A 13,529-nucleotide genomic window follows, 5' to 3' on the forward strand; every position below is an offset into this window, starting at 1 on the left:
CCAGTGTTCGCGGGGAGGCGGCGTTGGGAAGAACTATCGCACTGGTCGTGTGCCTTGCGCTCGCGTTCCTGATCGGCTGGGCGCAGGAGCGAACGCCGACGCCCCTCCTCGTCGACGCGCCCGCCACGGAGTTCTCCGCCGCCCGGGCCATGGCCGACGTCGAGGTCATCGCCAAGGCTCCCCATCCGATCGGCAGCCCGGCCAACGCCGCGGTCCGCGACCACCTCGTCGCGCGGATGACCGCTCTCGGCCTCTCGCCCCAGATCCAGCGCGCCCAGGTGCTGCGCCAGGAAGACGGCTGGATCGCCGGCGGCGCGGTCGAGAACGTCATCGGCGTGCTGCCGGGAACTGACCGCGCCGCGCCGGCCTTGGCGATCATGGCTCACTATGACAGCGTCCCCGGATCGCCCGGCGCGGCCGACGACGCCGCCGGGACGGCCGCCGCCCTGGAGATCGCCCGCGCCATCAAGGCCAAGGGTCAGCCGGCCCGCGACGTCATCCTGCTGATCACCGACGGCGAAGAAAGCGGCCTGCTCGGCGCCCAAGCCTTCTTCGACCAGCACCCGCTCGCCGACCGCGTCGGCTTCCTGCTCAACATGGAGGCGCGGGGCAACGGCGGCCGCGCCCAGATGTTCCAGACCGGGGCCGACAACGCCGGCGCGATCGAGCTGTTCCGCAACAGCGCCGTGTCGCCGGTCGCCTCGTCGCTGACTGTGTTCCTCTACGAACACATGCCCAACGACACCGACTTCTCGGTCCCCAAGGCCAGGGGGATCGCCGGGCTAAACTACGCCTTCATCGGCAGCCAGTTCGACTACCACGCGCCCACTTCGACCCCGGCCAACCTCGAAAAGGGCTCGCTGCAGCACCTCGGCGCGCAAGTGCTGGCCGCCGCCGACGCCGCGGCGTTCGCCGCCGCGCTTCCGGCCAAGGGCCCGAACCTCGTCTACGCCAACACCGTCGGCGGCCATATCCTCGCCTATCCGCCGGCCGCCGGCTGGATCGTCGTCGCCGTCGCCGCCCTGCTGCTGACGCTGGCCATGCTGCGCGCCCGCCGGGCCGGGGCGCTCGCCTTCGCCGAGGTGCTGAAGGGCGCCGGCGCGGCGCTGTTCGCCCTGACCTTCGCCGCGGCGGTCTTCCGCCTCGCCCGGTTCGCCAGCGGCGCGCAGTTCGGCTTCCTCGAACAGCACAAGTTGCTGGCCCAGGCCGGCCGCTGGGAGACGGCGCTGGCCCTGCTGGGCGTCGGCGCCCTGATGCTGGCCGCCGCCGCCCTCGGCCGCGGCCGCACGCGGCTGGCCTGCGCGGCGCTGGCCTTGCTGGTCGGGGCCGCCTGCTCGGCCTTCGGCCGGTTCGACGTCATCGGGCTGACGCTCGGCGCGCTCGCCGCATTGCTGGCGGTGCTGAGCTTCGGCCGTCCCGCGCGCCTCCCCGGCGCCTGGGCGGGGGTGCTGGCCACCGGACTGCTGGTCGCAGTCGCCCTGCAGTACGCCGCCCCCGCCACCGCCTTCCTGGTGGGCTGGCCGCTGACCTTGGCCGCGCTTGCAGCGGCGCTGACCACGCTGGCCGCGCGCCGCAGCCTGCCGGTGCTGGTCGCGCTGACCGCGGCCGGCGTGCTCGGCGTCTCCTGGCTGCTGGCCTTCGGGCATGGCGTCTATCAGGGGCTGGATCAACCCGAGGTGCTTGGGGTGATCGTCTGGCTCTGTGCGTTGGTGCTGTGGCCGCTGGCTCAGCCGGCCGAGGACCAGAAGGGCGCGCGGATGTCGGCCATGGCGCTCGTCCTGCTCGGCGTCGTCGCGGTCGGCGTGGTGCGGCTCGATCCGCCCTGGACCGCCCGCCATCCCCAGGCGACCCACGTCGCCTACTATCTGGACCGCGAACAGGGCCGCGCCCTGCGGTTCAGCGACACCCCGGCCCTGCCCGCCTGGACCCGCAGGGTGTTGGGCGCCGACGGCGGCGCGGTCGAACGCGTCAAGCTGCCGGGACTGCGCCGCAGCGAGGTTTGGGCGGCTCGCGCCGCACCGGTCGCAATCCCGCCCGGAGGCGTGGAGTTCACCCGCCAGCCGGACGGCGGCCATCGCCTGCACATCGCCGCGCCCGGCGCCCGCACGGTGATGCTGCGGCTGGACACCAAGGCGAAGTTGGAAAAGGCCGCCCTCAACGGCCATCCGATCAAACCGCCCGTCGGCGGCGCGGCGCGGATCATGTGGGAGGCTCCGGCCGAGGGCCTCATCCTGACCTTCCACGCCCCCAGCCCAGGGGCGATCGAGATCGGCTATGCGACGGTCATCGACCAATGGCCGGCGGATGCGAAGCCCTTGCCCGCTCGCCCCGCCGACCTGATGGCCTCCGGAACCTCGGGCGCCACGATCGTCGGCGGCGCCCGAAAGTTCACCTGGTAGAGGGCCTTACTTCTCGAAGGCGGCCGTGATCTTCAGGTCGACGTCGTCGCCGACCACCGGCAGGGCATAGCCCAGGCCGAAGTCGCTGCGCTTGATCTTGGCGGTGGCCTCGAAGCCGACGGTGTGGGCCCTGCTCATCGGGTTGGTCCCGGCGCCGGTCAGCTTGGCGTCGAGGGTCACCGGCTTGGTCACGCCCTTCAGCGTCAGATCGCCGTTGATCTTGGCGGTCTGGCCGTCGACGACGACCGAGGTCGAGACGAACTTGGCGGTCGGGAACTTCTCGACGTCGAGCAGGTCCTTGCTGGCCAGGTGCTTGGTGAAGCCCGGCGAGGTCGTGGTCGAACCCGACATCGGGATGTCGATGACCACCTTGGCGGCCGACGGGTTCGCCGGGTCGAGGGTCAGGCTGCCGGTCATTTCGCCGAACATCCCGTAGAGCACCGAGAAGCCCATGTGGTTCAGCGACCAGACGACCTGGGTGTGGTGGCCGTCGACCTTGTAGGTCGCCGCGGCGATCCGCGAGGTGTCGGCCGCGCCGGGCATCTGGGCGAAGGCCGGAGTGGCGATCATCATCGCCAGGCTCGCGGCCGCGAGAAGCTTCTTCATCGTCTGCAGTTCTCCGAAGTGGATGTGGCCCAGATCGGACCTAGATCGAACCGCGCCCGCCATCCGTCAAGAAGAGGCGGCGGCATTCACATCTCCGTCGCCGCTCTGGCGCACCGGCGGGCGAACGCGCTATTGCCGGGCTGCAAAGCCCGCCACGCCCCGGAGGCCCCCGCATGACCGCGCAGGACGACATCATAATCTACCACAATCCCGCGTGCGGGACCTCGCGCAACACCCTGGCCCTGCTGCGAGAAAAGGGCTTGGAACCCAAGGTCGTGGAATATCTGAAGGCCGGCTGGACCAGGGATCAGCTCGTCGCCCTGACCGCGAAGATGGGCGTTCCGGCCCGCGAGATCCTGCGCGAGCGCGGCACCAAGGCCGTCGAGCTCGGCCTCACCGACCCGGCCACCTCCGACGAGGCGATCATCGCGGCCATGATCCTCGATCCGATCCTGGTGAATCGCCCTATCGTCTCTACCCCGAAGGGTGCGGCGCTGTGCCGTCCTGCCGAACTGGTCCTCGGTCTGCTCTAACCGGAGCCGTGGGGGTCGCCGGAATGGTTACCGGCGATTAACCATATCGGTAGAGAACGGTTAAGCCGTTCGCCAGCTACGACGCAGCTATTCGCATGGCCGCCAGGCCGTGTGGCATCGCGAGTACGGGGGCACGATGCAAGAGTTCGATCCACGACGTCCGACCTTTCGGCTGACACCGCGCCTGGCCATCGGCGCCGCCGGCGTCGCCGCCCTGGCGCTGGGCTGGAAGCTCACCGCCGACCAGGCCGCCGTCCCGGCCAAGGCCCCGCTCGATCCGGCCGCGATCACCGCCCTGCAGCACGCGGCCTTCACCCAATCCGAGGCCCAGCCCGGTTTCGGCCGGCCCCAGAGCGTCCCGGTCAAGGTGCTGCCCGGCGAGACGCTGGAGTCCGCCGTCGAGCGCGCCGGCGTGCCGCGCGACGAGGCGCGCCGGGCCGTCGAGACCCTGGCCGAGGCCATGGACACCGTGCACATCAAGGCCGGCATGGCCTTCGACGCCGCCGTCGCCAGACCCCGCGGCGAACGCGGTCCGGCCCGTCTGGTCGGCCTGTCGCTACGAACCGGTCCGGCCCAGTCGATCACCCTCTCGCGCACCTTCGACGGCGCCCTGCGCCTGCGCGAGATGGAAGAGAAGATCCGCGACGAGGAGATGGTCGCGCGCGGCGAGATCACCGGCTCGCTCTACGAGAGCGCCTCGCGTATCGGGGCCAACCCCACCGTCGTCGCCGGCATGGTCAAGCTGTTCTCGCACAAGGTCGACTTCGATCGCGACCTGAAAGCCGGCGACGAATTCACCATGGTCTTTGACCGTAAGGTCACCGAAAGCGGCCGCACCATCGAGACCGGCGACCTGGAATACGCCCAGATCAAGGGCGTGCAGTTCTACCGTTTCGAGCGCGCCAATGGCGACGTCCAGTACTTCGACGAGACCGGCAAGAACATCAAAGGCTTCCTGCTGCGCACGCCGGTCGACAACGCCCGCATGACCAGCCGCTTCGGCATGCGCCGCCACCCGATCCTGGGCTACAATCGCATGCACCAGGGCATCGACTTCGGGGCCGGAACCGGCACCCCGGTGCTGGCCGCCGGCGACGGCGTGGTGGTCGAGGCCCGCCGCTGGGGCGGCTATGGCAACTGGGTGCGCGTCCGCCACTCCGGCGGGTTCGAAACCGGCTACGCGCACCTCTCGCGCTTCGGCAAGGGCATCAAGGCCGGCGCCCGCATCAGTCAGGGCCAGGTCCTCGCCTATGTCGGCTCGACCGGCGCCTCCACCGGCCCGCACCTGCACTACGAGATCTGGCAGCACGGCAAGCGCGTGAACCCGATCGGCGCCAAGGTGCCCCAGGGCACGGTGCTGGCCGGCGCCGAACTGGCCGCCTTCCGCGCCCAGAAGGCCCGCATCGACGCTCTGGTCCGCGACCAGGGCGCCGGCGAAGCGCCCACCCGCCTGGCCGTCGCCGACACCGAAGCGGCCCCGGCCCTGCGACGCTAGGTTGTCCCAAGGGAAGCCGCTACGCGGCTTCCAACCGGCCCTCCTGCGCTCTAATGTGGCAGATCGAACCCTGTTCGCGCGGAGAGTCGCCTTTGACTGCAGCCGTCAAACCCAAGCCCCGGGCGCGGTACGCCGCCAAGCGCGACGCCATCATGGCGGCCGCGACCCAGGTGTTCGCCGATCAGGGGATGAGCGGGTTCACCCTGGCCGCCGTGGCCAAGCGGATGGACCTGCACCCGGTCAGCCTGACCTACTACTTCAAGCGCAAGGAAGACCTTGCCGCGGCGGTGCTGCACGACACCATCGCCCGCTTCGCCAGGATGCTCGACGAGGCCGAGACCCACGCCACCCCGGCCGAACGGCTCACCGCTTTCGTCGCCGCCTATTTCGAGACCCGCCGCCGCATCGCCGTCGGCGAGGAGGACGTGCTGGCGCCGTTCAGCGAGGTCTATCTGATCGAGGGCGAGCAGAAGCAGCCGGTGATCCAGAGCTTCGAGGCGCTCTATGTCCGCATCGGGCGGCTGCTGAAGTCCGACGAGACGCCCTGGGTCACAGCGCCGCGCCGGCAAGGCTTGGCCCGGCTGGTGGTCAACCAGTTGACCTGGGCCGACACCTGGCTGCCGACCTACGAACCGCAGGACTATCCGCGCGTCGCCGCCCGGCTCAGCGACATCATGATCAACGGCCTGCCGGCCGCGGGCCAGCCCTGGCCGAACGGCGCTCTGCTGGCGCTCGGGACGCCCAGCGCCGAGAATGACGAGGTCACCCGCGACCGGTTCCTGCTGGCCGCCACCAAGCTGATCAACCGCGAGGGCTATCGCGGCGCCTCGGTCGACAAGATCTCGGCCGAGCTCAAGGTCACCAAGGGCTCGTTCTATCACCACAACACCGACAAGGACGAACTGGCGGTGGCCTGCTTCGGGGCCACCTTCGACCTGATCGACCAAGCCAAGCGCGAGGCCGGCAAGGCGGAGAGCAACTGGACGCGTCTATGGCTGGCGGTGACCTCGCTCGGCATGCTGCAGGCCGAGGGCGCGGGCGCGCGGCTGCTGCGTCACCACTGCATGGCCGCGGTGCCGCTGGCCATGCGCCGGCAGATGCTGATGCGCTTTCTGCAGACGACCAACTCCTTCGCCGGCATCATCGCCGACGGGGTGGCCGACGGTTCGATCCGTCCGGTCGACCCGATGATGGCGGCGCATGCGATGATGGTGACGTTCAACGCCTGCCTGCCGCTCGAGCCGCGCCGGCGGCCGGTCGTCACCGACGGGGTGATGGAGGAATATCTCCGTCCGGCCCTGCTCGGATATTTCGTGAAATAGGAGCCCCGGAGCGGGTGCGATCCGTTCCGGGGGCTCCCTAGCCTCCTACTTGCTCGGCGTCTTGGCGGCCGGCGGCGTCTTGGCCATCGCGGTCGTCGTCGCCGCGGCCGACGAGCACTTGGCGTAGTGCCCCTTGGCGTCGCGGCATTTGGTCGGCTTGGCCGGGGCGGCGGCCGCGCACTTGGCGAAATGGCCTTGCGCGTCGCGGCACTGGGTGGCGGCCGAGGCCGCGCCGGCCGTCGACAGACCGGCGACCAGCGCCAGGGCGGTCGCCAGGGACAGACTGCGGGACATAGCGGTCCTCCTCAGGATGGAACGACCTACTTGGTCGCGGGCGTGCTCACCGTCGCGGCGGCGGGCGCGGCCTTGTGATGCTTGTGCTTCTTGTGGTGGGCGGCCGGCTTGGCCGGCGCGGACTGGGTCGCCGGCGCGGCGGGCGGCGTGGCCGCCATGGCGACGCCGGCCAGGGCGAGGGACGCGGCCAGCGAACCGGCGACGAGGATGGTGGGCTTCATGGGACTTGCTCCGAACGGCGGGGACATCCGCCTGTCCCTCAGCCTCGTCCGGCCACCTGACGCGCCTCGGGCGCGGGTCTTACAAATAGTTGAGCGAGTGATCGCCGTTTCAGACGACGCCCACGAAAAAGCCCTCCCCGAAGGGAGGGCTCCTGATCGTCCCGAAGCCGGAGCGTTCGTCAGTCGAAGACGATGACCGAGCGGGCCAGTTCGCCCTTCTTCATTTCCTCGAAGCCTTCGTTGACCTGCTCCAGCTTGATGCGCTGCGAGATCATTTCGTCGAGCTTCAGCTTGCCGTTCATGTACATGTCCACCAGGCGCGGCATGTCGACCGGGAAGCGGTTGGAGCCCATCATCGAGCCTTGCAGCTTCTTTTCGCCCAGGAAGGCGAAGCCCGGCAGGGTGATCGACTGGCCGATCGGGATCATGCCGATGATGTTGGCGGTGCCGCCGCGGCGCAGCATGTTGAAGGCCTGCTCGGCGGTCTTCGACAGGCCGATGGCCTCAAAGGCGTGATGGACGCCGCCCTTGGTCATTTCGAGCACTTCCTTGACCGCGTCGGTCTTGGAGGCGTCGATGAAGTCGGTGGCGCCGAACTGATGGGCCAGGTTGCCCTTCGAGGCGACCATGTCGATGGCGATGATCCGGCCGGCGCCGGCGATCGCCGCGCCGTTGATCGCCGCCAGGCCGACGCCGCCGCAGCCGATGACCGCCACGGTCTCGCCGGGACGGACGCTCGATGTGTGGATGGCCGCGCCGACGCCGGTCATCACCGAGCAGCCGATCAGAGCGGCGCGGTCCAGCGGCATGTCCTTGCGGATCGCGACGCAGGCGTGCTCGTGGATCAGCATCTGCTCGGCGAACGACGACAGGTTCAGATACTGCTGCATCGGGCCGGTGGTGGCCTTCAGGCGCGGCTCTTCCTCGGCGTCGCGCTTGGTGTCGGGCGACACGCACAGCGACAGGTGGCCGGTCAGGCAGAATTCGCAGTGGCCGCAGTAGGCCGACAGGCAGGTGATGACGTGGTCGCCCGGCTTGACAGTGCGCACTTCCGAACCGACCTGCTCGACGATGCCGGCGCTCTCATGGCCCAGCACCGCCGGCAGCGCCGTCGGGTAGGAGCCTTGCATGAAGTGCAGGTCGGAGTGGCAAAGGCCGGCGGCCTTGGTGCGGATCAGCACTTCGTGCGGGCCCGGCTTGTTGATCTGGACGTTCTCGATCTGAAGCGGCTTGCCCACTTCGCGTAGCACTGCGGCTTTCATCTACGGCGATCTCCCCAAGCGACGCCCGATCGGGCGCGGATTATCGAAGCCACGGTATGGCCGCGGCGCTCGTCACGCCAACCTTATCGCCGTTCAGGTGGCCGTGGCCAAGGCGTTTTTGGCCGACGCCGGCCGATCGGCCGCTGGAGAGGTCGCTTGGGGCTATTTCGGGGCCCAGACGTCGGCGCGGCTGGACGACGAAACGATGTCCGAGCCGGACGTGCTGAGGCTCGACATCGGCACCGTGGTGGTCTTCCCCTGCGAGGACAGCGTCACCATCCCTCCCTCCACCTTGACCACGCGGCCGACCTCGGCCCCGGCCGCGTCCTTGACCCGTGAACCTGCGCGCAGGTCCGAGGTAGTGGCCGCGGTATTGACCGCCCGCCCGGTCTCGGCGACCGGCGGCGCCTCGTAGTCCCTGGCCGGCCGGTTGGCCGGGGTGTCGATGGGCGGATAGAGCCCGCGTCCCTGATCGTAAGGGGCCGGCTGCTGCGCCGCCGCCGAACCGGCGAGCACCGCCAGCGCGGCGCCGGCAAGAGCTGGCAAGAGCTTGACGTTCATCTTGGGTCCTCCCGAAGTCCGCCCAGCGGCGACCTAACCCGGGCCCTCGCGCGAAGTTCCGCCTGCAGCGCCAATCGTGATCAGGCCTGCGCCGTGCGCCCGCCCAGACGTAGCCGCGGCCAGGTCAGGCGCCGCAGCAACGCCAGATCCGGCAGCCAGCGGCGGCGCACCGGGATACAGGCCTCCAGCGAGGCCAGCAGCGGCTCGACCGGCCCGTTGCTGATGAAGTGGTCGCCGCCGGGCACCCGCTCGAACCGGATCGGCTTCCAGCTTGCGGTCTGGACCGCCAGCCGCTCGGCGATCTCGATCGGCGCGAAATCGTCCTTGTCGCCGTGGATCACGTGCACCGGAATGCGCAGCCGCCCCAGCGCCGCGTGCAGGTGCTCCAGCTGGCCCGGCTGGTTCGACACCTCGAGCACCGCATGGCGCAAATCGCGCGGGATGACCTTCAGCAGCTTGGTCCCCAGGTGCACCAGCCAGCGGGCCGTCGGCCCGGATTCGCCGAAATAGCCCGACAGCATCACCAGGCCAGCGACCCGGCGCGGGTTTTGCTCGGCCATGATCGAGGCGATCGCCGCGCCATAGGACTGGCCGACCAGCAGCACCTTCTGCCCCGGCCTCGAATGCAGCAGCGGCGCCAGCGCCCGCGCCTGGACCTGGATGTCGCCGACATACTCTACCGGCTCGGAACCGGCGTAGCCAGGACGGTCGACGACCACCATCTCGCGGTCCGGCGGCAGCTGCGCCAGCACCGGGGCCCAGTATTCGGCCCAGGACGGCGCTCCGGTAACGACCACGATCTTCCAGGGGGCGGGCCGCGCACGCGGGGTCGCCAGCGCCGAAATCTTCCAACCAAGACCGCCGCCGGCCTCGAAACGAAAGCGCCGCACGACGCTGTCGGGATAGTCGTCCGACGTCGGCACGTGCTCGGTGCGGCCGCTCGCGGCCGACGTGAAGCACGCCCATCCCACGGACAACACGCCCTTGGGTCTCTTATGCAAGGTTCAGCTCCCAACTCGGATGCCTGATACGAACTGAACGCCTTGAAGCGGCGGCAGTTTCGTCTTCTCACGAGGGGACAACCACCGCGGGATAAATTCGCCTGAGGCGCTAGCCGGTGAGACGACCGCTATAGGCGAAGATCACCCCCAGCCAGGGATGCGCGGTGACCACGCTGAACCGGTAGACGCCATCCCGGGCGAACGAGGTCGCGCGGACCTGTGGTCCGAGCGCCTTCGGCAACGGCAGCGGCCCCAGCCGCCAGGACAGCATCCGCCAGGCAAAGCCGTTCTTCCGCAGCACCGGCTGGAACCGGAAGCTCAACGGCCCGACCCGCTCCTCGAACTCGCCCGGCGCGGCCAGCGACCGCAGTCGCGAACTGAAGCGACAGGGACCGAAGTCACGGGTCCACCACTCGCCTCCGGCATCGGGAGCGATCGTCACCTTGAGGTCGCCGTAGCATCCAGTCTCGGGTAGCCCGATCACCGTGCGGGACAACCGCACGAGCAGCCCCCGCGCGCCGCGCGCCACGCCGCGACCGCTGAAAGTTTGTCTCGATGTACGGTCATGCACCGCGACCACCGGCGCCGGCAGCTCCCAAGTCGCGTCGCCGAGCATTCTTTGCAGCAGGGTCGGCGCCTCGGGCGCGCCGCCGTCGGCCCGGGTCGTGATCTGCAGGCCGGCGAGTTCGTCGATAATCTCGTCCAGCGTGACCAGCCCCACGCAGGCCTGCGCGCCGCGCGCCTCGATCCGCCCGTCGACCAGGCCGCGCAGGACCGCCGCCGCGGCCGCCACCGGAACGCTCGGCCCCGCATTGGCCTGCGCCGCCAGCGACCAGCGCGCCCGACGCGCCGCGCCGTCGCCGCCCGTCCCTTCGGCCAGCACCACCATGCCGCCGCGGTCCGAGCCCAGCCCCGCAGCCAGGTCGGCCATCGCCCGCAACGGCCGAGCGGCCGGCTCCAGCGAACGCACCACGCGCAGGCGGACCAGCCAGGACATCAGCCAGAGCCCCACGTGCAGCGGCGCCAGCTCCAGCCCGGCCAGGAACCGCGCCTCCTGTTCCACCCGTCCGGCCATCAGGTCGAGGTCGGGCGTCTCGCACAGCGAGCCCAGCCGTCGGCCGAGGCCAGGGAAGGTAACGCGCCGCAGGCCGCTCCATCCGGCCTCGTGCGCCCAGCGGCCGCCGGTGAACACCCTGACCGGCCGCCCCACATACGACAGGATGGCGCGGACGACCGAGAGTCCGCGCGGCGCCCGCGCGCCCGGCGAAATGGCGACGGTCACCCGATCGAGGCGGGTCCAGCCGGCGGTCAGGGCATCCAGCGCCGCGTTCGACAGCGCGGGGGTGGAACTCGCGCCGGTGACGGCGATCACGCCCGCCGACCTCGCCTCGGCGTCGAGCGCGGCGGCGAAGCCGGCGACAAAGTCGCGGCCGTCGGCGATGTCGATGTAATGCGCGCCCAGCGCGATGGCGGCCCGCGGCAGATGCATGGCGCTGCGCTGGAACGGTCCGGCCGCATCGATCACCGCCCAAGGCCGCAGCTCTCGCAGGGTTTCTGGACGGTCGCGGTCGAAACCTGCCGCAGCGCAACCCAACTCGCCGGCCAGCGCCTGCGCCCGTTCCAAGCCCCGGGCGGCCAGGATCAGCTCGATTTCAGGCCACGGCGCCAGCAGCCGCACCAGCCGTTCGCCGAACGCCCCCGTCGCCCCGACCAGAACAACGCGGCGCGTCACGAGGCCGGCGGCTCCAGGACGAACCGCGCGCGGATTTCCGGCGAAGGGATCATGCAAGTGTCGCGGCGGCCCATCAGCCGATACCGATTCTGCGCGACCCAATCGTAGCCGGCGTCCCGCCAGGGCTTCGGGACGAGGCGCAGTACGGCGAACCAGCGCCAAGGCGCCGGCAGCCTTCGCGTCAGCGCGATCACCGCATCCGAGCCTGTCAGCGCGCGGCCGCGGTCGATGAACAGAAAAGTATCGGGCTTGTCGGGATCGATCCCCCCGTGAACCGCCAGCAGCCGGCCATAGGGCGACTGTATCGGCGCAAAGCGCAGCCGCCCCAGTCGATCGAGCCTCAGGGCCAGCCGCACCGACCGGGAACAGAAGTTGCAGACGCCGTCGAACACCCAAATGCCGTCGGCGTCCGCGAGGTCCATGGTCAGGCCGCCATCCGCGCCTTGAAGACCCCGTCCGGCAGGTCCGCGGCCCGGTCCGGGTGAACGAAGAAATAGTCCTTCCAGGGCGCCTCGACGTCGACGTCCGAGCATTCTTCCAGACGGTCGGCGTTGAGCGCGAACATCCGGTAGCCCCGGGACAGGAAGACCTCGAGCACCGCCTGCGCCGAGCCGCTGAAGCGGCCCTCCAGCATCAGCGGATGGATCTCGATCAGCACGTGCGGCCGGTCGCGCTCGATGATGTGCTCGGCGCCCTTCAACGCCTTCAGTTCCGCGCCCTCGACGTCCATGCGAATGAAGTCGACCCGGCTCAGGCCCTGCGCCTCGCAGTACTGGTCCAGGGTCGTCACAGCAGTCGGCTCGACCTGCGCGCCCTTGTCCTCGAAGTCGGGACGCACCGGGCTCTGCGGCCGCTCGGCCGCGAGATAGGCATAGCCGCGCGCCATCCGCCCGGACATCTTGATCGGCGTCACCAGAAGCAGCTCGCCCGGCGCGTCGGCGACCGCGGCGTTGACCGGGGTTACGTTGCCGGAAATCCGGTGCCAGGCTAGGCACACCTTCAGCACCTCGAAGGTGAAGGCCGACGGTTCGAACGCGTGGATCTGCGCTTTCGGCGCGACCTGGGTCATCACATAGGAGTGCCGCCCATCGCTGGCCCCCACGTGCAGGCAGACCGGCGCGCCGCTGAGCAGGTCGGCGAGATACGGAGTCTCGGGTTCGTGCTTGGCCCACGCCCTGTTGCGGCGCCAGGCGCGATAGGCGTGACCGAGCACCCTGATCGAAGGCATGGGTACTTCCTCGTGGCCGGCCTCTTTACGCTGCGTCCCGCGTCACCGTCACCATGTAGTTGATGTCGCAGTCCGAGGAGCGGACCCACCGATCGGTCAGCGGATTGAACGCCACGCCGAACGGGCCCTGCACCGCGACCGGCTCGCCGTCGAGGAAGCTGCGTAGTTCTTCGGGCTTGAGAAACTTGTTCCAGTCGTGCGTCCCGGCCGGCACCCAGCGCAGCACGTACTCGGCGCCGATCTTGGCCAGGGCCAAGGCCTTCAGCGTACGGTTGAGGGTCGCCACGATCATCAGCCCGCCCGGCGCCAGCAGCCGCGCGCAGTCGCGCAGGTAGGCCCCTGGATCGGCGACGTGCTCGATGACCTCCATGTTCAGGATCACGTCGAACGGCCGCTCGCCGGCGGCCAGCAGGTCCTCGGCGGTGGTGGCGCGGTAGTCGATGGCCAGGCCCTGCTCGGCCGCGTGGGCGCTGGCGGTGCCGATGTTCCGCTCCGAGGCGTCGACGCCCGTGACCTGGAAGCCGAGCCGGGTCATCGGCTCGCACAGCAGCCCGCCGCCGCAGCCGATATCCAGCAGCCGCAGCCCCTCGAACGGACGGATCGCCTTCGGGTCGCGCCCGAACCGCGCCTGCACCTGATCGCGGATGAACGACAGCCGCACGGGATTGAACTTGTGCAGCGGGGCGAACTTGCCCTTCGGATCCCACCATTCGGCGGCGATGCGCGAGAATTGTTCGACCTCTTTCGGGTCGATCGACGATGCGGACGCGGACGACATGAAACCCTTTTCCTACCGAGCGGCGCACGGCGCCAGCCCCTATCGGCGATGAGGGCCAAGAATGGGCGCCATCTTGCGCGAGGCGCGTCCTTTTCGC

The 13,529-nt window shown here is 70.0% G+C and carries 14 protein-coding genes; 4 read left to right on the plus strand and 10 right to left on the minus strand.

Annotated features, from left to right (window positions below; translation table 11 throughout):
* The first annotated feature begins 23 nt into the window (after positions 1-23).
* The gene (locus O4N75_RS17535) at positions 24-2,399 is read left to right on the plus strand and encodes a M20/M25/M40 family metallo-hydrolase (RefSeq protein WP_269626732.1); all 2,376 of its coding nucleotides are present in this window, start codon (positions 24-26) and stop codon (positions 2,397-2,399) included.
* A 6-nt stretch (positions 2,400-2,405) separates the two neighbouring features.
* Here O4N75_RS17535 and O4N75_RS17540 read toward each other — a convergent pair whose 3' ends face one another.
* Positions 2,406-3,005 (minus strand): YceI family protein, encoded by a 600-nt coding sequence (locus tag O4N75_RS17540; protein WP_269626733.1) that lies wholly within the window; start codon positions 3,003-3,005, stop codon positions 2,406-2,408.
* Between the two features lie 173 nt (positions 3,006-3,178).
* Between O4N75_RS17540 and arsC the strand changes: the two genes are divergently transcribed.
* The 3 genes from arsC (at position 3,179) to O4N75_RS17555 (ending at position 6,355) form a co-directional block, all read left to right on the plus strand.
* Positions 3,179-3,538 (plus strand): arsenate reductase (glutaredoxin), encoded by a 360-nt coding sequence (gene arsC, locus O4N75_RS17545; RefSeq protein WP_269626734.1) that lies wholly within the window; start codon positions 3,179-3,181, stop codon positions 3,536-3,538.
* 136 nt (positions 3,539-3,674) lie between these two features.
* The gene (locus O4N75_RS17550) at positions 3,675-5,033 is read left to right on the plus strand and encodes a M23 family metallopeptidase (RefSeq protein WP_269626735.1); all 1,359 of its coding nucleotides are present in this window, start codon (positions 3,675-3,677) and stop codon (positions 5,031-5,033) included.
* A gap of 92 nt (positions 5,034-5,125) precedes the next feature.
* Positions 5,126-6,355 (plus strand): TetR/AcrR family transcriptional regulator, encoded by a 1,230-nt coding sequence (locus O4N75_RS17555; protein WP_269626736.1) that lies wholly within the window; start codon positions 5,126-5,128, stop codon positions 6,353-6,355.
* A gap of 45 nt (positions 6,356-6,400) precedes the next feature.
* Here O4N75_RS17555 and O4N75_RS17560 read toward each other — a convergent pair whose 3' ends face one another.
* The 9 genes from O4N75_RS17560 to ubiG form a co-directional block, all read right to left on the minus strand.
* On the minus strand, positions 6,401-6,649 hold the full coding sequence (locus O4N75_RS17560; protein WP_269626737.1) for a hypothetical protein: 249 nt from the start codon (positions 6,647-6,649) through the stop codon (positions 6,401-6,403).
* Between the two features lie 26 nt (positions 6,650-6,675).
* Positions 6,676-6,870: a hypothetical protein gene (locus O4N75_RS17565; RefSeq protein WP_269626738.1), complete on the minus strand. Its 195-nt coding sequence runs from the start codon at positions 6,868-6,870 to the stop codon at positions 6,676-6,678.
* Between the two features lie 179 nt (positions 6,871-7,049).
* A complete protein-coding gene (locus O4N75_RS17570; protein ID WP_269626739.1) occupies positions 7,050-8,132 on the minus strand; it encodes a Zn-dependent alcohol dehydrogenase in 1,083 nt (360 codons plus the stop codon).
* Between the two features lie 162 nt (positions 8,133-8,294).
* Positions 8,295-8,693, minus strand: coding sequence for a hypothetical protein (locus tag O4N75_RS17575; RefSeq protein WP_269626740.1), 399 nt, complete (start codon positions 8,691-8,693; stop codon positions 8,295-8,297).
* 80 nt (positions 8,694-8,773) lie between these two features.
* Positions 8,774-9,694, minus strand: a complete 921-nt coding sequence (locus O4N75_RS17580) for an alpha/beta hydrolase (protein WP_269626741.1) — start codon at positions 9,692-9,694, stop codon at positions 8,774-8,776.
* A gap of 109 nt (positions 9,695-9,803) precedes the next feature.
* Positions 9,804-11,426: an SDR family oxidoreductase gene (locus tag O4N75_RS17585; RefSeq protein WP_269626742.1), complete on the minus strand. Its 1,623-nt coding sequence runs from the start codon at positions 11,424-11,426 to the stop codon at positions 9,804-9,806.
* Positions 11,423-11,848: a thiol-disulfide oxidoreductase DCC family protein gene (locus O4N75_RS17590; RefSeq protein ID WP_269626743.1), complete on the minus strand. Its 426-nt coding sequence runs from the start codon at positions 11,846-11,848 to the stop codon at positions 11,423-11,425. Before O4N75_RS17590 ends, O4N75_RS17585 begins: the two co-directional genes overlap by 4 nt.
* Before the next feature lie 2 nt (positions 11,849-11,850).
* Complete coding sequence (locus O4N75_RS17595; protein ID WP_269626744.1) at positions 11,851-12,654, minus strand: FkbM family methyltransferase; 804 nt, start codon at positions 12,652-12,654, stop codon at positions 11,851-11,853.
* Positions 12,655-12,679: 25 nt separating this feature from the next.
* Positions 12,680-13,432: a bifunctional 2-polyprenyl-6-hydroxyphenol methylase/3-demethylubiquinol 3-O-methyltransferase UbiG gene (gene ubiG / locus O4N75_RS17600; protein ID WP_269626745.1), complete on the minus strand. Its 753-nt coding sequence runs from the start codon at positions 13,430-13,432 to the stop codon at positions 12,680-12,682.
* Positions 13,433-13,529 lie beyond the last annotated feature (97 nt).

It is taken from the genome of Phenylobacterium sp. NIBR 498073 (genome assembly GCF_027286305.1).
Classification (GTDB): Bacteria; Pseudomonadota; Alphaproteobacteria; order Caulobacterales; family Caulobacteraceae; genus Phenylobacterium.